This window comes from Streptomyces sp. PKU-EA00015, from assembly GCF_013387495.1.
GTDB lineage: Bacteria > Actinomycetota > Actinomycetes > Streptomycetales > Streptomycetaceae > Streptomyces.
Genome location: NZ_JABZEE010000053.1, coordinates 38,306 through 55,218, shown reverse-complemented (window position 1 = coordinate 55,218; position 16,913 = coordinate 38,306). Strand labels below are relative to the sequence as shown.

The window sequence follows — 16,913 nt, the reverse complement described above, 5'->3', positions numbered from 1 at the left end:
CAGTCGCCAAGGAAGGGCCGGGGGTGACCTTCTCCACCAGGGCGGGCTCGGCGGCTCCCGGCAATGGGGCGGCTTGGACAGCACCAGCGGCGGAACTTCATCGACACTCCTCCGGATGGTCATCTCCGCGCAAACAACGGGCAGCGGCCGAGAGCGCAGCCGCCCGACCCCCGGCCCAGTGTGCGCGAGGGGGGCAAGCAATTGAAGCCTTTTTCTAGAAAAATTTTCTAAGCTTCCGCTAATGTCCCTGGTATGGATGACAGCTTCACGACGGTGGTGACAGGTGGTATCCGAGGCATCGGCTACGCAGTGGCCTCCGAACTCGTCAGGCGGGGCTGCCGTGTTGTGCTCGTCGCCCGGGACCGGGAACGAGGTGAGCGGGCGGCCGCGGCACTGGGCGGCTCCGTCGGTCTGGTGGTCGGCGATCTGTCCGTGCTCTCCGAGGTGCGATCGGTGGCAGACGAGTTGATGGAGCGGTACGAGCAGATCGACGTGCTGGTGCACAACGCCGGCGTGTGGCCTGCCCGGTTGGTACGCACCCCAGACGGGTTGGAGCAGGCGTTCGCCGTGAATCATCTGGCGCCGTTTCTGCTCAACCACCTGCTGGAGAAGCGATTCCTGGAGAGCCGTACCAGGGTCGTCCAACTCAGTGCCGGTCTGTACGTCAAAGGGCGGCTCGACATAGATCAGACGCCCGTGGGCGGCGACTTCCACCGGATGCGCACCTACTGCACCACCAAACTCGCCAACCTTCTCATGGTACCGCTGTTCGCCCGTCGTTGGCAGGGCACGGGCGTGACCATCAACGCGATCCACCCGGGCGTGATCAGGACCGACCTTGGAGACCCAGGCGGGATGCTGGGCCTTCTCCTGAAGGTGATGAAGCGTTCCTGGACTGCCCCTGAGCAAGGTGCCGCCCCCGTGACCCGGCTCGCGCTCGAACCCGGCGACGCCTCCGGTCGCTACTTCGATGCCGACCGGCACGTCGCCCTCGAACCCATCGCAGCAGACCAGGCCCTGGCGCAAAGGCTCTGGGAACAGGCCAAGACGCTGACAGGGGTGCGGGGTATCGCCTGAACAGCGGTCACTGGGTTCCGCTCGCCGGTTGGGCGGGGTGGCCCGATGGGGGGCGTATATGAAGCAGGATGCTGGTCTGTCGAACCCTACTGGGGGGAGAGATCGCGTCCGCCACGAAGAGACCTATTCCAAGTCCGGTCGCAGGGACCGCCAGATCCGGTCGGGAAGGATCCGCGCTGCCTGGGCGAGGTCGATGTCGTACGTGTTGGACAGCCAGCGACGCGCAGTCTCGGCAACCGGTCCGATGACCAGGGCCTCGATCAGAGGCTCGGGAGTGGGCAGGATCTCGCCGGCTTCGATCCGTGGCCGCATCCAGTCCACGATGCCTCCCAGCATGACGGCCTTGGCGGCGCGGATTCGGTCGGCGTGAGCCGCGAGATATCCGGAGTACGCGGAGGCGTGGATGAAGAGCGCGGCGGCGGGCCGCTCCTCGGTGAAGCGCAGGTAGGCCCTGACGAGCGCGCGGACACCGGTGTGGGCCGTGCGAGTACGGGTCACGGCAGCAGTCAACTCGTCGAACAACTCCTCCATGCACCTGATGTAAAGGGCTGCTGCGAGACCGTCGAAACTGCCGAAATGGTGGTAGAGGCTGCCGAGGCTGACGCCGCTGGCCTCGGTGACCGCGTTCACCGTGAACCCCTGCTGACCCGATGAGGCGTACACCTCGAGGGCGGCCGTCAAGAGACGGTCGACGGTGACCTCGCCTCGCTGCTGCTTAGGAGACATGGTTCGGTCTCGTTGACGTCATGCCAGACACCCTAATGCACCTGAAGTAGAGAAGTTTTCTAGAAGAGCGCCCTGTTCGTGACGAGCGTGAAATGGATTTCCTGCTGTGGATGGGGATCGAGGGAGGGTTCTGCTCGGCCGTTACCGGTGGACGGGACCGCCGAGCTTCTCCAGGCCGGGGATCGGGTTGCCGTCGGGCGACTGCGTCGGGTGCCGCAGCGTCCAGGACGCGGCGTTCGACGGCCTCACTCATCACGTGCTCTCAGCGGCAGGCCGCGGCGTGAACGTTCTCCCACTCCAGGCCGATGTACGTCGACGAGCAGGCCCTCCGCGAGACGGCGCTTGCGCATCACGCGTGTCGCCAGGTGGCGGCCCTCGCCCGTCAGCTCCAAGTGCCGGTCGCCGGCGACGGACACCAGACCGTCCCGCTCCGTCCGCGCCACCGTGGCTGACCGTCGGGCCGCTCTGGTTCAGGCGCTCGGCGATCCGGGCGGGCAGGGGGCAACATCTGGCCAGGCCGCTGACAGTCCCCGCTCCACCGCCGTCCTAGAGCACATCAAGGTCCGCGGTCCGGTCGGCCGGCCCCGGACCCGCCCTGACACCGTGGCCGCCGACAAGGCCTCCCACGCGGATAAGCGTCAAGCTGCTGCAGCAGTCAGTTGTGCTGTCAGCTGGTTCGGGAAGGCGGTCGTCTCGTCGGAGATCTGGCCGTTCTGAAGGCAGTGGAAGAGCAGCGCTCGCGAAGCGGGTTCGGTCGTCGCCGACCTCCGCCAGGGTGGCCGTGCGCGATGACAGGCGCTTCCGCCAGGCCCTGCGGCTGTCGAGGCTCCCGCACCACAAGACGCTGGACGAGTACGACTTTTCGTTCGCGGCCCTGCTCGGTCCGCCCGGAGTCGGCAAGATAGGTGTACGTAAACTCTCCAACAGCCAAGTGCGGTACGCGCGGGGGACGTGATGGTGTGGGCGGCATGACTCCGCTGGTGAGCCGGGCGGCAGAGCTGTCTCGCCTGGAGGCGGTGCTCGACCGGGTGCCCGGGAGTGGCGGCGGGCCGTCGCTGGTCGACCTCACGGGGGCTGCGGGGATCGGCAAGAGCCGAATCATGGCCGAGTTCTGCCGGCGGGCCGAGGACCGGGGCATGAACTGACCGCCGCACAGCGCCGTACCGCCGAGGCGGTGGCCGTCCTCGGTCACCATGCCACTTCAGCCCTGCTCGCCGTAGTGACCGGCCGGGAAGAGTCCGACGCCGACGGACTTGACGCCGACCTGGCGGTGCTGGCCGGCCGCGATCTGCTGCGCCCCGGCCACGGCGGGCGGTGGACACTGCGCCACCCGGTGCTGCGGGCCGTTGTGCACGAGAGCATGGACCCCGGCCTGCGGACCCGGATGCACCGCCTCGCCGCGGCCGGACTGGCCGAAGCCGGGGCGTCCGCCGCCGAACGCGCCCACCACGTCGAACGGTCGCTGACCGGATGGGACCCGGAGGCCGTAGCCGTACTTGCCGAGGCGGCCGACAGATCCGCCGCCACCGCCCCCGCGAGTTGCGCCCACTGGCTGAAGGTGGCGCTCCGGCATCTGCCGGACACACCGGAGTACGCCGCGCGGCGGCGTGAGCTGATGCTGTGGAGGGCGCGTGCGCTGGGTGTCTGCGGAGGCCTGCGCGAAAGCCGGGACCTGCTGCACGAGGTGATTGCCATGTCACCGCCGGGCGACGCGGGTGCTGCCGGTTTACGGGCTTCCGCCGTGACGCTTTGCGCTGTGATGGAGCGTCATCTCGGCCGCTACACAGAGGCGGTCGCGCTGCTCCGCCGCGAACTCTCCCGTACGCCCGGTCCATCCCCGGCCCAGGCCATCGAACTCGGTCTTGAACTGGGCTCCTCCGCGCCGCACGCCACCGACTACCGGGAGGTGCGTCCCGACCTGTTCCGCGCCCTCGAGCTGGCCAGGTCGCTGGGCGACGAGGTTGCTGAGGCGGGCGCCCTCGCGGTCGCGGCCCTCGGGGAGGCGCACGACGGCGTCATGCCGGCCGCCCGGGACGTCACCGATCGCGCGGCGGCGCTCGTCGACGCACTGACTGACCACGATCTCGCGGGCCTGTGCGAGCCACTGGCCCGCCTCGGCTGGGCGGAGACCTTCCTGGAACGGTACGCCGACGCGGAACGGCACGCCGACAGAGGCCTGGCCATCGCCCGGCGCGGTGGCCAACTCCACGTCCTGCCGCACCTGCTGCTGTGCAAGGCGCATGTCCACATCCAGACCCTCCGACTCACCTCGGCGGTAGAACTCACAGACGAAGCCGAGACCATCGCCCGTGGCATCGGCAGCGACGAACTGCTGGCACTGGTCCTGTCCAAGAAAGCCCATGCCCTGGTCCACACCCTCCCGCCCGGCGACCGGGCAGGACTGGCGGTGGCCGAGGAAGCGGTTACGGCGGCCGGAACGAGCACCAGTTGGTGGGCGTCCATCGCCTGGTGCCTGCTCGGCTACGCGGCGATCCACGTCGGCGATCCCGCGCGCACACGGGCGGCCCTGCTGCGTGCGGGCGGCGACGACCTGAACCGACTCCAGCCGTCCATGCGACCGCTGTTCATCGAGGCGCTGGTGGCTTCCACGGTCGTCTTGGGTGACCCGGCCGCAGCCGTGCCCTGGGCGGAACGTGCCCGGAAGGAGGCCGAGCAGTTGGGACTGCCTGCGCAGCGAGCCTCCGCCCTGCGCAGCGCCGCCCATGTCGCGCTCGGCCACGGTGACACGGCGGCGGCGGCCGAGCTGGCCGACCTCGCGGTGGCCGAGACGGCCCGTGGCGGATCGGCGCTCTGGGAGGCGCGCACCCTGCTGCTCGCCGCCCCCCTGGCAGCGGCCACCGGCCACCCGGAGCGCGCCCGCGTCATGTGGGAGCGCGCCCGGCACCTTGCCGTGGCAGGCGGGGCCCATCAGCTGGTCAACCTGGCGGACGAGGTCAGCGCCGCCATGTCCGCCGCCGCAGGCGACCGGCCGGGCGTCGTGTCCCTGTCCCCGCGCGAACGCGAGATCACCGCCATGGTCACCGAAGGCCTCACCACCCCCGCCATCGCCACCAGGCTCTATCTCAGCCCCCGTACGGTCGAGACCCATCTCGCCCGCATCTACCGCAAGACCGGTGTCACGTCCCGGGCCGCCCTCGCCGAACTCCGCGCCCGCGCCGAACTCCGCGACGAGATTACGTAGTCTCACCGATACCCCCACGACTCCCCGCCCGGAAAGATCGAACCAACGAATGCCGAGAGTTGGGAGTCAGCAAGTGCGGGTCAAGGCGACGATGTCAGTGCTCTTCACAGCGGCTCTCCTGACCGGATGCGGCAGCGGCGGGACCAGCAACGGCGGCACCGGTGCGAAGAGCAACCCTTCCTCCCCGCAGGCATCCGCGACGACCAAGCAGACTCAGACCCAGGCCCCCGCCGACGCCCTCAGCACCGACCGGTTGACGTCCGCCGCACTCTCCGGCGCTGACGCGGACGGCTTCCAGATCACCGACTGGCCGCCCGCGAAGCCCGACGGCGGCTCCATCGCTGAACCTGCCGTCTGCCAGCCGGTCGAGAACGTTCGTGTCGCCGACCTCGACCCGTCTCCCCAAGCCGTTGTCGGCAAGCTGGCCTACGCAACCTCCGGCCCCTCGGCCGGCTCCGCCACCACCATTGGCCTCATGGCATACGAGCAGTCCGACGCCGAGCGCATTCTCTCCGACCTCCGTACCTCTCTCAAAAGGTGCACCTCCTATGACGGCGGTGTGCCCGCCCGCACCGTCGTCAAAGCCATCACCGCCCCGACGCGGGCGACGACGCGGTGGCCTTCCAGCTGACAACCAAGGGCGAATCGCCGGAACCCATCGCGGTCGTACGCAGCGGTGCCACCATCGTGCTGTTCCTCACCGCCAGTGGCACCGGCGCGTCCGTCGAGTTGCCGGACAGCCTGGTGACCGAGCAGATCAATAAGCTGGAGAAGGTCTCCGGGGAATGACCGTCAGAGGACTGATCACCGCCGTTTGCGGCTGGGTTGGGTCGGGCCGGGGCGCGGTACTGGCCTTGCGACCAGCCCGTTTCCCCGACCCGCCCGCCGCACCCGCCGTGCGTGTCTCCACGCAACGGGCGCTCCACGTGCCTTGGCCGATGGTCAGTCGCCGGTACTGGCGACTGCCGGTCGTGGTGTCCACGGAGTCGGGATGTTGCTGCCGCGGTAGCGGTAGCGGATCACTTTGACACTGGGCGCGCCGGTGAACTCGACTCCGTCGTAGATGAGCTTCCAACGGCCCGGTCGGCAGAACCGACGGCGCAGTTCCCTCCAGCTGAGCCGGGAGTGCTTGTGGAAGATCCAGCGGACGATGCGATGCCACGCGTGGTCATCGACCGTGCTGAATACCGCCTTCGACACCCCGTGCCGGAAGTAGTTCGCCCACCCGCGCAAGGTGCGGTTGAGGCTGGCCAGCAGCTCGTCCAAGTCCCTGTGCAGGTCTGATCTGCGTGTTCTGTCTTCACCTTGTCCTTGATCGACTGGATCGCACCGCCGCCGCCTCGGCGGGCGAAAGAGGCCGTGGCGGCCTCCAGCAGGGCCTTGCGGCGGTCGGCGGGTGAACGGCAAGAAGTTCCTCCGGGCGTGGCGTCGGTTCCGGCGTAACGGCCGTACGCAGCTGAGGAGGGCCTCCGCCGTGTGGCGGAGGCCCTCTTTCTCATGCGGCCGGCTTTCTCACGCCGCCGGCTTTCGGACCGGTACCGCTCAGGCGGCCGGGTCCGTGCCGGACTTCGTCTCCGCCGCTTCCAGCCGTGCCCTCAACTCGGCGTTCTCCGCCTCCAGGTGGGCGATGCGCTTGCGGGCGAAGTACAGCTCCATGACGGCGTCGTGGAACTCGGAGATCAGCTCCTCGGGGGTCAGTTGCACTCTCGTCCTCCCCTTACGCCGGCGCGACTTCGGTGACGGTGCCGTTGCCGCCCTTCCAGAACAGCTTGCCGTCCTGGGAGAAGAGGGAGCCGCCGCCGACCGCGGCGGGCGCGTTGGTCGGTGCGGCGGGGACGTTGGCGAGCCGCACTGCGCCCTCGGCGAGGATGGCGGACGGGGCGTCGACCGCCGCGACCACGTGGAGCTGGGACTGGGGCGTGGCGCCGCGGGCGATGCCGATGCCGGTCCGGCCCGTGCCCTTGACGACGAGGTCCTCCACCCCCGGGTTGTTCCGCAGGACGATCAGGGCACCCTTGGTCGGACCGTCGGTCGCGGTGACGAAGATGCCCTGCGCGGCGGTCCCGGCGGTCCTGAGGTCGATCGAGAGACCGGAGGCCCCGGGGTCCGAGCCGTCGGCGTATCCCTTGTGGGAGATCTTCAGTGTGCCGCGCGAGGTCTCCACGCCGGTCAGGTACATGGCCGAGGTGGCCGGGTTGTCGGACGTGACGTTCAGCGCCGCGGTGTCCCCGGAAGGAGCCTTGTGGTTGATGGTGACGGTGTGCGCCGTCGTCGACGCCCCGTAGAACTGGGCCGGCGAGGTGTACAGGGTGTACTCGCTGTCGGCGGCCGCGGCCTCCGAGCCCGCGGCGACGGTGACCGCGCCCGCGGTGAAGGCACCGAGGAACACTCTTCGTCCCACTGCCATGGGTGAACTCGCTTTCGTTGTCGTCGGTTCGTGCCACCGATGCGGTGTGAAGACCATGTGATCATCCATCAGGAGCCGAGCACCAGGGAGTTCCGGACACGGCCGCGCCCCGGCCGTCGCATGTCCTCCACGACGCGGGCGGCCTGTGCCTGTGAGAGGACGGTTCGTTTCGAGGTGACGTTGGGGCAGGGCTGCTGGTCGCGGGCCTTGGTCGGATTACTGCTTCCTGACGAAGCTGCCAGTGTCGATCTCCACGAGGATGCCGAGCTTGACCGGGCGTTTCACCTTGGGGCGGGTGCTGATCCTCGCCGGAGCCGTCCTGGCCATCCTCGTGGTCGTCCCCCGGCTCCGCTCCCGCTCGGCTCTGGAACAGGAGGCCGGCCAGTCCTTCATCTACTTCGGCCACTTGCAGTTCTGGAAGCCGACAGATCTCGAGGCCGCCCTCCAGCAGCAGGACATCCTTCCCGTGCTGTCGAATCAGCTCATCAACATGAGCAAGATCGCGTGGCGCAAGCACCGCTTCGTGCAGCTCTCCTTCTTGCTTGCTGCGGTGGGCGGTGGCTTCGTCTTCCTTGCCGGCCTCGCAGCCTGAAGGTGCAGTGCAGCGCCCTGGCCAGACTCCGGAGGGGCGCTGCAGGGTGCGTTGTGCGGCATGGGTGGTGTCGGCTCAGTTCTTGATCGCGGGGCTCTTCGTGTGACTCCTGGAAGTGCCGGATCGGCTTTCCCGCCAGAGGTGGGTGCAGGATGCGCAGCGGAGCATCCACGGTCACCTGCCGGTGCATTCGGCATGCTGGACTTCTTCGCGGGGGGTGGCGGTCAAAGCCAGGACACGTACTCTCCGCCCGACCATCGTGGCCCCGGCACGTAAAGGGGAGCCCGAAGGTCATACCGAGCTTTGGCGGGCGGGGTACGGCCGAGGACTCCCCAGTGTCGCGCTGAGATCACATCCGCACAGCAAGCAGGCGCCTACTTGATCGGTCCGGCGATGAAACGACTGCCTGATTATGCGCGGCCGCCGGGGATAGAGTGATTCCGAGTAAGGGGGTCCGGGATTGAGCCCACGTGAGGTCGATCGAGAGCAGCCCAGTGGCCGACCGAGGTCCACCTGCACTTCAGAGCCCGCCCGCCCGACCGACTCTGGTGTTTGCGACCGTCAGTTGGTCACCCGGCTGCAGCGGCTGGTCGGCAACCGCAGTGTGGCCGCGCTGATGGCCGGACAGCCGGATGGGATCTTGCCGGTGCAGCGCGACGCCCGAACCCCTGGTGCTGTCGCGGCGATCACCAGCTTCGCTGGGATCGACGATGCGGAGCGGCTGCGGCTGATCAACGTGGTGCTGAACCAGACCTGGGTCGGTCCGAGCGACGAGGCCGCCTTGGAGCGAATTTGGGGCAGCCTGGACGCGGCCGGGCTGGTCCGGTTCGCGGACGCCAACCCGCAGCTCTGGGGCACCTGCATCCGGCGCGGTGCGCACCTGATCGGGATCCGGCCTTACCGGGACCTGCAGAACCAGTTCCGGGCCGACATCACCGCGCTCGGCCAGCACTACCTACGGGTCAACGAGGACCTGGTGAATCGGGAACTCAGCGCACTCGGCCCGGACCTGAGGCCACCGACCGGGGAGCAGGCCGGGCGGATCGCCGGACTGCAGGCGGCCGCCGCGGCGCTGTCCAACCTGCAGCGGGCACAGGACGCAGCCCGGCAGGCCCGGGTCGGCTGGCGGATCGGCGACGGCGGTGACGTCGACCCGGACTGGACCGGCCGCCCGGTCAAGTACCAGGTGCCGTTCCAGGCCGGCCAGCCGCCGCAGCTGACCGAGGAACCGGCCGACGTGCCGCACGGCGACATCCTGCTGCACCCCACCGTGCCGTACGCGGACGTGCATCAGGGCCGGGAGGCGGCCAGCCAGGCGATCGTGCGGCTGACCGCCGTCAACCCGGCGCTGTACGGGCTGGTCCGGGCAGGCTCCAGCATCCGCACCGAGGCCTTCGTCATCGACAACGACGCCGGCTCCGCCCGTACCCGGCTGACTGCGCCGCTGCGCCAGGCCCTGGCCGACATCGCCACCACTCGGGGCAACCTTGGCGCTGCCCTGGACCCTCTGGACCTGGAACCACTGATCCGGCAGCTCTACGCCGGGCAGGCATCGGTCGGCGGCACCCGCTGGGTCGGCGGCTTCGCGCACCGGGCAGCGGAGTCGGCCGCCGTCGGGCACGCCATCGAACGATCCCTGGCCCGGGCCGCATTGCAGAACGTACAGCAGATCGCGGCCCTGCTCGCGCCGTTCACCAGCGGCGCCTCGCTGCTGGCGCTGCTCGCCGTGGGCGCCACCGCGGCCGGCGTAGAGGCCTATGGCAGCCACCGCGAGGCCCAAGTGCTCGCAGCGGCTGAGGGCGCAGCGGTGAGCCCCGGCACCGAACTGGTCACGCCGGGAAGTGCCGAGCACGCCCGGATGAACGCCGAGGCCGACCTAGTCGCGTTCGGTCTGGCGCTGACGGCTCTCGGCGCCGAGGCATTCGCCGCATGGCGGGCCGGCGCGCAGGCCCGGCGGCTGGCGACGGAGGAACGCGTCCGGCTGCACCACGGCACCGATCAGACCGGCTACCAAGGAATCGGTCCCCTGGACCGGGGACGGATCGACGTAACGCACGCTGCCGGCGCGCACCAGGATCTCGGCCAAGGCTTCTACCTCACGCTGGAACAGGACACCGGCGCGGTCTACGGGCTGCGACGGGGCGCGCAGCGCGGCGGCGGGATGCAGCACGTGCTCACCTGGGATGTGCCCAAGGCAGACCTCGGCGTGATCGTGGACGTCCGGCGCGGTGGCCCCCACCGGGCGCAGTGGGAGGCGTTCCTGGCTGAACGCCCGCCGTTTCCCGGCAACCGGCCGTTGCCCGGGTTCGAGACCAACCGGGCGCTGCTGGCCCGGGCGCCGGAGCAACGCGGCGTGATCTTCGACCAGTTCCTGGAGCGGATCGGGATGCGAAGCAGCGCCGACACGGTATTCGCGCCGCTCGGCGACGATGTGTTCACCGGGATCACTGGCGGGTCTGAGGGCACCCAGGTCTGCATCCGCACCCAACGGGTGGCGGACCGGCTGAACCAGCAGATCCTAACCGGGCACTGAAACGGCACCGGGGCGGTCAAGTAGGTACCGAAACAGATGCCGACGGCGGCGCGGGCCGCACGGTGCTTGCGGATGTGGTCGAGGCGGTGCGGCTTCCAGCCGTGCCGTTCACGGTCGCTTTCCATCAGCGTCTACCCAGCTACGGTCGGGTAGCGATCAGCGCCTCGGTGTGGATGGTCTCCTCGTACCGGCCCGAGGAGTCGAACTTCAGCAGCGCCTCGCGCAGGTCCTCCTCGAACGCCTCCCGCCGCTCTCCGAGCTGGGCCGGGGTGGAGTAGGAGTTGCTCAGCTGCAGCCCGATCAGCTCCCCGAGGCTGCGCACCACGACCTGGTCGAACGGCACCACGTCGACGGCCGAGAACGGCGAGCGTTCCACCGTGGCTTGGTAGCTCTCCTCCGGCTCGGGGTACACCCCCCTCCCGGCCCGGCGCACGGCGCCGAGGTAGGCGGCGCGGACCTCGGCGACCACCGGCCCAGGCAGGGGCGTGGTGCCGGGCGGCCCGGCCGAGAGGATGACGACGCCGGCCCGCTCAATGGTGAGTTTGTTCAGGTCGTCCAGGACCTGGACGCGGTCCATCCAGTGGTAGGACTTGCCCATGACCGCTGAGTCGAGCGGCGGAAGGCCCATGGCAAGCAGGGTGCTTGAGTCGCCCTGCTGCCACCAGATGTTGCGCACGCCCCGCTCCTCGGCGAGAGCCCGGCCCTGCTCGAGCATCCCGGCCGCCGGGTCGACGGCGAACACGAAGCCAACCCGGCCGGCCAGTTCCAGGGCCACGGTGCCCGGGCCGCAGCCCACGTCGAGGGCGCGCTGCGTGCCGTCCAGCGCGAACCGGTCGGCGGGCAGCGTGTACAGCTCGGCGGGGTACTGCGGGCGCGAACCCGCCGACGTGCCCGGGGCCCTGGATGTGCACCAGGCGCCCGGAGAGGTGGACGATGTCGCCCTCGCGGAAGGCGCCAGTGTAGGCGCCGAGGTAGCTGCGCAGGGGCGCGATCCGGCGCGCGAACACCTCCGCCTCGTCGATGGTGGACGCGATGCCCGTCTCGACCTCGATGCCGTACAGCGCCGGCGTCGCCAGGCCCCCGCGGTGGTCGGTGATCCGGGCGGCCCGTCCCCTGGTTGTGTCCATCGCCCATGGGGGATCAAGTGTGCAGCAACCGTCGAACAGTCGCGCCCTACGACCAGTGACCAGAGGCTGGCCGTCCAGTACCGGACTTTCTGATCGCGCCATCACTGGTTCTCGAAGATCGACGCCCGGACGAAGCAGGCTCATGGGAAGCGCGCCCCGGACGTCGCGAAGAATCCGGCGACACGGCCGTTCATCTCATGCGGCTGCGCGCCGGAGCTGCCCCGGACGCTGCGCGGCTTCGACCACATCGACGACACATAATCCGTCGTTGGGTAGTGCGTGGATGCTTGCAATGGTGACACGAAGCCCTTGGCGGCCTTGATCAGAGCCTACTGGCCCCCACCTGAGTCTGATGATCACAAAGATGCCGCTGAGCATTGTCGCGCGGACGTGGCTGGTGTCATGCAACGGGCGGTCGGTGTCAGTCGACGTCGCGGTGACCACCGGGATCCTCGCGGTAGCGTCCGCTGTGGTGCTTGACCTCGCCAGGTGAGCGTCTTTGAGTTGTTCGGGGAACCAGTGGTGCGGTGCTGGCGCGCCGCTGCCGGCCGTCAACCGGATTGGCTGCAGGGTAATCACCCGGACGGGCCGGGGAGCAGGCCCGATTCCCCGCCGACGCCTGCGCTGCCTGCGCTGCCTGCGAATGGTGCACAACCTGCGGGATCACGCGACCGGCTCCACCCGTCTACCAGTGGTTCAGCCATGCGGTGTCCGTGCGCCGCATGTGCAGACGCCAGCCGCGATTCGTCAAACGCGCAACTGTCGCATCCCGATGCATGACCAGGCGGACTGCTCGGCTTCCGGATGCGGCGGGCACCGAGGCTTGCGACCGTATGAGTGAGGAGGCAGGTCCAAACGGGCGAGGATGGAGGCGGCCGTCATGCTGAGGGCGCACCCTTCGCTCCTGCGAGAGCTCGTCGAACGCTGCGAGACGCTCAGGCGGCGCGTGGCGTCCCGTGGCAATGCGGAGACCTGGCGCCAGTTTCAGGACGCGTCATACACGCTGTGCGTGGTAACAGGCACACGCCAGTTGGACACGGCACTGTACGTGGCCCGCCAGCAACTGGCCGACGCGATGCGGCGCGAGCAGCCTCTCCGTCACTGACCTGCCGGGCCCCGGGCACACGCCTGGCGGCCAGACCGCCGGCACCATCCGTGCCCGGCCAGGGCGCGGAAAAGCGGCCAGGCCGCGCACGGATGCATGCGGTCAGTCTCCGGCTGTGATCTCGATGCGGCGGAGCTTGGCGGCCTCGGCCTTGGGCACCTTCACGGTCAGCATGCCTTCGTTCAAGTTGGCGTCGACGCCTTCGGCGTTGATCTCGCCGGGCAGCATGGCGCGGTACTCGAACCGGCCGGTCCGGCGCGTGCGGCGGCGCAGGACGCCGCTGCGTTCGCACTCCTTGTACTCGATATCGACGTCAGGACTTCGAAAGAGGGTGAGCCTCCAATAGTTCCTCGATCCGCCCGGCCAGTAGTTCGCGCTGGTCAAGGACCTCGGTGAGCGAGGCGGCCAGGGTCGGGACGATCAACGCGGCCGCCTCGGTCCCCGGAACGATGACGGTCTGTTCGTCCAGGGCGGTGAAGAAGTCCTCGACCAGCCGCTCAGCCATCCTCGGCGCCTTCGGCCGCAGCAGCGTGACCAGCCGCCGCCTGCCGGCCTTGCGTGTCTGGGCCGGAGACCCGAACTGTTCCAGCAGCGTGAGGACGGCCGGGGTGCTGCAACCGCGGCCCCACCACCCATTCCAACGACGGATGGATCTGCGTCAGCAGGCCATGCGGCCGGCTCGCGACCCGGATGGCCTCGCCGGCCAGGTCGTCGTCGAAGCCCACGATCATCTCCAGTTCGGCGTTCGTCTCGTCCTCGCCCATCGATCGCCCGCAACGTGTGAGGCATCGCGCGGGCCGCCTTCGCGATGATGAACGCATCCCCTCGCGTCCGTCTTGGCCTCGCCCGGGTAGAGGTCCGCGATCCGCCGCATCGTCAGCCCCGGCAGAGGGCGACCAGACAGTCCATGTTCCTCGCGCCCACCAGCGGCAAGGCGCCGATCGAGGCCGGCTTGTCCACCACGACCAGCACCGTCCCGTGCTTGGCCTCGAGTTTCGCGAACAGCTCGCGGAGCTTGGGCTCGGTGTTGAGCAGCCGCTTGTGGCGTACTCCTCCCGCTCCATCCGCGAGCACCTGCGCACACGCGGCATCCCCACGGTCATCCCCGTGCCGGCCGACCAGCGGGGCCACCGCCTCCGCAGGGGCAGCCAGGGCGCAGGCCACCCGCCTTCGACCGCGAGACCTACAAGCAGCGGAACACCGTCGAGCGTTGCATCAACTGCCTGAAGCAGTGGCGCGGCATCGCCACCCGCTACGAGAAGACCGCCACGATCTACCTGGCCGGACTCCACATCGCAGGAATCTTCCTGTGGTCAGCCCGCTGATCCAAACGAAACCGCCCAGCCGAAGGAAACGTGATGGCCGTAGCTTCAGACATGCTCGTTTCGGCACTGCGTGAGGTCCGCAAGGCCGAAGCCGCGCTCGCCGACCGCTTCACAGCCCACATCGCGGGCACGCCCGCCGGGGAGTACCGGGAATGCCTGGAGCGCCGCGTCGGCGACGCCCGGGGGTACGTCTACCGCATCGACGAACGTCTCGGAACTATGCAGCCCCGCGGGATGATGGAGTCCGTTCTGGGAAATGCCTGGCGCCTGGCCGGGCAAGCCTCCCGGCTGTCCTTCGGCATGACCATGGCCGTCCCCACTGCCGTGTTCCGCAGCCGAGGAAGGGCAACTGAGCACCAGCTCCTGAAAAACGTCGAAGACGAGTACGCGATCACCGCGTACGCCGTGGCAGTCTGCCGGGCTGCCGAGTGCATCGCCCAGGAGGCCCAGGACGCCGTCAGCTCGGAGCTGCTCAGTTCGATCCGCCGCGATCACGAGGAGGCGCTGGAAGAGCTCGGCAACAGCCTCGAGCAGCGCGCTGAAGCAGCAATGCTGGCCGCCCAGACCACCGAGGGAGCGAAGGCCACGGGCGCCGCGCAGGCGGTCCGCGCCTGGAGCAGCTGGCTCCGGGAGACGGCCGAGCGCATGCCGGGTGCGGACCGGCTCCAGGGAGCATCCGAGGGGGCGTTCATCAGGGACTACGAGTTGCCCATCCCTGACTTCCGCAGGCTCAGCACCAGGGAGATCCTCGAGCGGCTACCGCACCTCTCGCAAAGGGATCTGGACACGGTCGGCGCCTATGAGCGCGCCCACGCCACCCGCCCCGCGATCCTGAACCGGATCGCTGACCTTCTCGGCCCGGAGCCCTGGCCCAGCTACGACAGCATGCACGAGGACGAGATCGTCAAGCGGCTCGCTGACGCCGAGGAGGGCCTCACCCGGCGGGTGCTGACCTACGAGCGTCGCCATCAGGCACGCTCCAGCATCCTCACTGCTGCCGAACGCATCCCTGCCTGACCAGCTTGTCACCGGCGCTTCAGCGGGGACACGTGGCCTTCCAGGGCCGCAGCCACACCCCCCGGCTCACGCGATAGGTTGCGAGACCTGGGGGTGTCGGACCAGCTAGCCAGTTGAAGAGCGGGGCGCGGCCTGGCTGTTCCGGCTGGGGTGCCGGGGGCATCGATCATGAGGCTGACCTCGGTGGCACTTTGCTCCGCCAGCAGGGCCAGGGCCTGGGCCGAGCAACTGGTTGCCCGAGCCACGGTCGCGGTGAGTGGGCCGTGTCTCGATCCAGTACACGGTCGCGGTGCGGTCGGGTCCTCCGCTGACCACGGCTTCTGCGACCGGCTCGGCCGCCTTGCGGACGATCAGCCGCTTGCGGAAGTCGCGGGAGACGACGTCGGACCAGCTTGGCCGAGGGGTGGTCGGCGGACGGCGCGCAGCGCCAATGGCCGGCTCTGGGCGCCGGCCCGTGAAGCCGTTGTGCGCTGGAGAGTCATGGGTGGCGCTGCGGTGGGAGCGGGGCAGGCCGCCCGGTTCTAGCAGACCTGGCGGACCGCCGACGAGTGCCTCGATCAGAGCGCGGCGAGGGCCTGTCCCATCAGGGCCACGCAGGGCAGGCGGATCCTCGTGGGCGTGGACCAGCAGCTCGCCCCTGGTCTGCATATCGGCCCAGGACAGATACGAGGTGACCCCTCAAGGCGGTCCTGGCACCGGCCAGAACACTGATAGGCCATAGGTGTCCCCCGCACAGGTGCTGACGTGTAGTGTTTACCGGCTCTCTTTCAGCGTCCCCCGTTCTGCTCATGCTGTAGGCCAAACGGCGGCCGTGCCGCAGTGCCCCGTCGAGCTATGGAGAGTCGCCTTCCGGGTGACGTGCGGCGAACGCGACCTCGGCCGCGGCCAGCAGCGTGCGCATCTCGTCGATGACCGGTCGGTGGAGGGGTAGCGTCAGATGGCCGACGCCCGGCACCAGTATGTTATGGGCCTTGAGGTCCGGATGGTCGATGCGGCCCCTGGCAGCGGGGATGACGGCCTCGTCCATGTCGCTGTAGAAGGCAACGAACCGAGTACGGCATCTTGCGGCCGGTTCGGCGAGTTCGGTCAGCAACTCGCTTCCTGGGCGCAGCTGGCGCAGTCGCCGATGGGCCGGGGCCAGCAGGGCGGTGGCGGTCCCGCCGTGGGGCGTCGCCAGCGTGATCACCAGCGGTACGTACGCGTCACCGCCGAGCCGCTGCACGTAGTAGCGGGCTATCAGCCCGCCCAGGCTGTACCCGATCACGACCGCGGCCCGTCCCGCACCCCCAGCACACGCCAGCTCCACCTGACGGCTCAGCGACCGGGCCGACTTGCGGATGTCCGGGCCGAACACGTTGCAGCCGATCTGGATGAACGGGCCCACGCCGTCCCCGCGCAGCTCGCGCTCCAACGGCGGGATAACTGACGCCCCGTCGGCCAGCCCATGCACCAACAACACCGGAATCTCGGCATCGGCGGGCAGCGGGTCACCCGGTCCTGCCGGCCGGCCGTATAGGGCACGACCCAACAGCCCGGTCAGCTGCCCCACGCCCTCCGCGGCCATGTCGAGCGGCAGCCGGGCCAGACGCACCACCGCCCTGCTCGCCTCGACACCCGCGCCGCGCGCCGGTGACAGCCCCGGCACCGTCAGCTGCGGACTGAGAGGAATGCCCGTAGCCGTTCACCTTCCCTCCACGTACCGCGCCTGTCCTGCCCGGCGCAAGAGCTGGCCATACAGACCTACACAGGATCCGCTCCGCAGAATTGCTTCGATTCCACCATCCGCTACGGTCCACTCTGGA

At 69.3% G+C, this 16,913-nt stretch carries 15 protein-coding genes and 5 pseudogenes; 11 read left to right on the top strand and 9 right to left on the bottom strand.

Features of this window, described 5'->3' with window-relative positions; translation table 11 throughout:
- The first annotated feature begins 252 nt into the window (after positions 1-252).
- Positions 253-1,077: an SDR family NAD(P)-dependent oxidoreductase gene (locus HW130_RS29190; protein WP_177152744.1), complete on the top strand. Its 825-nt coding sequence runs from the start codon at positions 253-255 to the stop codon at positions 1,075-1,077.
- A 123-nt stretch (positions 1,078-1,200) separates the two neighbouring features.
- On the opposite strand, the gene HW130_RS29185 is transcribed toward HW130_RS29190, so the two are convergent.
- Both HW130_RS29185 and HW130_RS29180 read right to left on the bottom strand, forming a co-directional pair.
- A complete protein-coding gene (locus tag HW130_RS29185) occupies positions 1,201-1,803 on the bottom strand; it encodes a TetR/AcrR family transcriptional regulator (protein WP_177152743.1) in 603 nt (200 codons plus the stop codon).
- A 159-nt stretch (positions 1,804-1,962) separates the two neighbouring features.
- Positions 1,963-2,304 (bottom strand): annotated as a pseudogene (locus tag HW130_RS29180) (metal-dependent transcriptional regulator); the annotation flags it as partial.
- Between the two features lie 265 nt (positions 2,305-2,569).
- Between HW130_RS29180 and HW130_RS36835 the strand changes: the two are divergent.
- The 5 genes and pseudogenes from HW130_RS36835 to HW130_RS36310 all read left to right on the top strand — a co-directional run.
- A pseudogene (locus tag HW130_RS36835) lies at positions 2,570-2,704 on the top strand (ATP-binding protein); the annotation flags it as partial.
- A gap of 67 nt (positions 2,705-2,771) precedes the next feature.
- Positions 2,772-2,948 (top strand): ATP-binding protein, encoded by a 177-nt coding sequence (locus HW130_RS29170; RefSeq protein WP_177152742.1) that lies wholly within the window; start codon positions 2,772-2,774, stop codon positions 2,946-2,948.
- A pseudogene (locus HW130_RS29165) lies at positions 2,945-5,005 on the top strand (LuxR C-terminal-related transcriptional regulator); the annotation flags it as partial. The gene HW130_RS29170 and the pseudogene HW130_RS29165, both read left to right, overlap by 4 nt.
- A 73-nt stretch (positions 5,006-5,078) precedes the next feature.
- The gene (locus tag HW130_RS29160) at positions 5,079-5,636 is read left to right on the top strand and encodes a hypothetical protein (RefSeq protein WP_256356408.1); all 558 of its coding nucleotides are present in this window, start codon (positions 5,079-5,081) and stop codon (positions 5,634-5,636) included.
- Positions 5,621-5,794 (top strand): hypothetical protein, encoded by a 174-nt coding sequence (locus tag HW130_RS36310; protein WP_256356407.1) that lies wholly within the window; start codon positions 5,621-5,623, stop codon positions 5,792-5,794. The genes HW130_RS29160 and HW130_RS36310 overlap by 16 nt, the downstream gene beginning before the upstream one ends.
- Positions 5,795-5,947: 153 nt before the next feature.
- Here HW130_RS36310 and HW130_RS29155 read toward each other — a convergent pair whose 3' ends face one another.
- The 3 genes from HW130_RS29155 to HW130_RS29145 all read right to left on the bottom strand — a co-directional run bounded on the left by HW130_RS29155 (position 5,948) and on the right by HW130_RS29145 (position 7,412).
- Positions 5,948-6,412 (bottom strand): group II intron maturase-specific domain-containing protein, encoded by a 465-nt coding sequence (locus HW130_RS29155; RefSeq protein WP_256356406.1) that lies wholly within the window; start codon positions 6,410-6,412, stop codon positions 5,948-5,950.
- Positions 6,413-6,547: 135 nt separating this feature from the next.
- Entirely contained in the window at positions 6,548-6,709 is a 162-nt protein-coding gene (locus HW130_RS29150) for a hypothetical protein (RefSeq protein WP_177152740.1), read from the bottom strand.
- A 13-nt stretch (positions 6,710-6,722) separates the two neighbouring features.
- Positions 6,723-7,412 (bottom strand): hyaluronoglucosaminidase, encoded by a 690-nt coding sequence (locus HW130_RS29145; RefSeq protein WP_177152739.1) that lies wholly within the window; start codon positions 7,410-7,412, stop codon positions 6,723-6,725.
- A gap of 268 nt (positions 7,413-7,680) precedes the next feature.
- Between HW130_RS29145 and HW130_RS29140 the strand changes: the two genes are divergently transcribed.
- Both HW130_RS29140 and HW130_RS29135 read left to right on the top strand, forming a co-directional pair.
- Entirely contained in the window at positions 7,681-8,004 is a 324-nt protein-coding gene (locus HW130_RS29140) for a Pycsar system effector family protein (protein WP_177152738.1), read from the top strand.
- A 565-nt stretch (positions 8,005-8,569) separates the two neighbouring features.
- A complete protein-coding gene (locus HW130_RS29135) occupies positions 8,570-10,537 on the top strand; it encodes a hypothetical protein (protein ID WP_177152737.1) in 1,968 nt (655 codons plus the stop codon).
- 139 nt (positions 10,538-10,676) lie between these two features.
- On the opposite strand, the gene HW130_RS36595 is transcribed toward HW130_RS29135, so the two are convergent.
- Positions 10,677-11,681, bottom strand: a complete 1,005-nt coding sequence (locus tag HW130_RS36595; RefSeq protein ID WP_305737812.1) for a class I SAM-dependent methyltransferase — start codon at positions 11,679-11,681, stop codon at positions 10,677-10,679.
- 848 nt (positions 11,682-12,529) lie between these two features.
- Between HW130_RS36595 and HW130_RS29125 the strand changes: the two genes are divergently transcribed.
- Entirely contained in the window at positions 12,530-12,769 is a 240-nt protein-coding gene (locus tag HW130_RS29125) for a DUF5133 domain-containing protein (protein ID WP_309140617.1), read from the top strand.
- Between the two features lie 102 nt (positions 12,770-12,871).
- Here HW130_RS29125 and HW130_RS36830 read toward each other — a convergent pair whose 3' ends face one another.
- Entirely contained in the window at positions 12,872-12,997 is a 126-nt protein-coding gene (locus HW130_RS36830) for an Hsp20 family protein (RefSeq protein WP_309140616.1), read from the bottom strand.
- 91 nt (positions 12,998-13,088) lie between these two features.
- A pseudogene (locus HW130_RS29115) lies at positions 13,089-13,810 on the bottom strand (IS110 family transposase); the annotation flags it as partial.
- A gap of 3 nt (positions 13,811-13,813) precedes the next feature.
- Here HW130_RS29115 and HW130_RS37120 point away from each other — a divergent pair.
- A pseudogene (locus HW130_RS37120) lies at positions 13,814-14,094 on the top strand (transposase); the annotation flags it as partial.
- A 33-nt stretch (positions 14,095-14,127) separates the two neighbouring features.
- Positions 14,128-15,111 (top strand): hypothetical protein, encoded by a 984-nt coding sequence (locus tag HW130_RS29105; protein ID WP_177152735.1) that lies wholly within the window; start codon positions 14,128-14,130, stop codon positions 15,109-15,111.
- A gap of 832 nt (positions 15,112-15,943) precedes the next feature.
- Here the strand turns inward: HW130_RS29105 and HW130_RS29100 are convergent.
- Entirely contained in the window at positions 15,944-16,705 is a 762-nt protein-coding gene (locus tag HW130_RS29100; RefSeq protein WP_177152734.1) for a lipase, read from the bottom strand.
- Between the last annotated feature and the right edge of the window lie 208 nt (positions 16,706-16,913).

What these genes read in the sequence shown, in the direction of transcription:
- HW130_RS29190 (WP_177152744.1), top strand. Translation starts at nt 253, where the DNA reads ATGGATGACAGCTTCACGACGGTGGTGACAGGTGGTATCCGAGGCATC.
- HW130_RS29185 (WP_177152743.1), bottom strand. Translation starts at nt 1,803, where the DNA reads ATGTCTCCTAAGCAGCAGCGAGGCGAGGTCACCGTCGACCGTCTCTTG.
- HW130_RS29170 (WP_177152742.1), top strand. Translation starts at nt 2,772, where the DNA reads ATGACTCCGCTGGTGAGCCGGGCGGCAGAGCTGTCTCGCCTGGAGGCG.
- HW130_RS29145 (WP_177152739.1), bottom strand. Translation starts at nt 7,412, where the DNA reads ATGGCAGTGGGACGAAGAGTGTTCCTCGGTGCCTTCACCGCGGGCGCG.
- HW130_RS29125 (WP_309140617.1), top strand. Translation starts at nt 12,530, where the DNA reads ATGGAGGCGGCCGTCATGCTGAGGGCGCACCCTTCGCTCCTGCGAGAG.
- HW130_RS36830 (WP_309140616.1), bottom strand. Translation starts at nt 12,997, where the DNA reads ATGCTGCCCGGCGAGATCAACGCCGAAGGCGTCGACGCCAACTTGAAC.
- HW130_RS29105 (WP_177152735.1), top strand. Translation starts at nt 14,128, where the DNA reads ATGGCCGTAGCTTCAGACATGCTCGTTTCGGCACTGCGTGAGGTCCGC.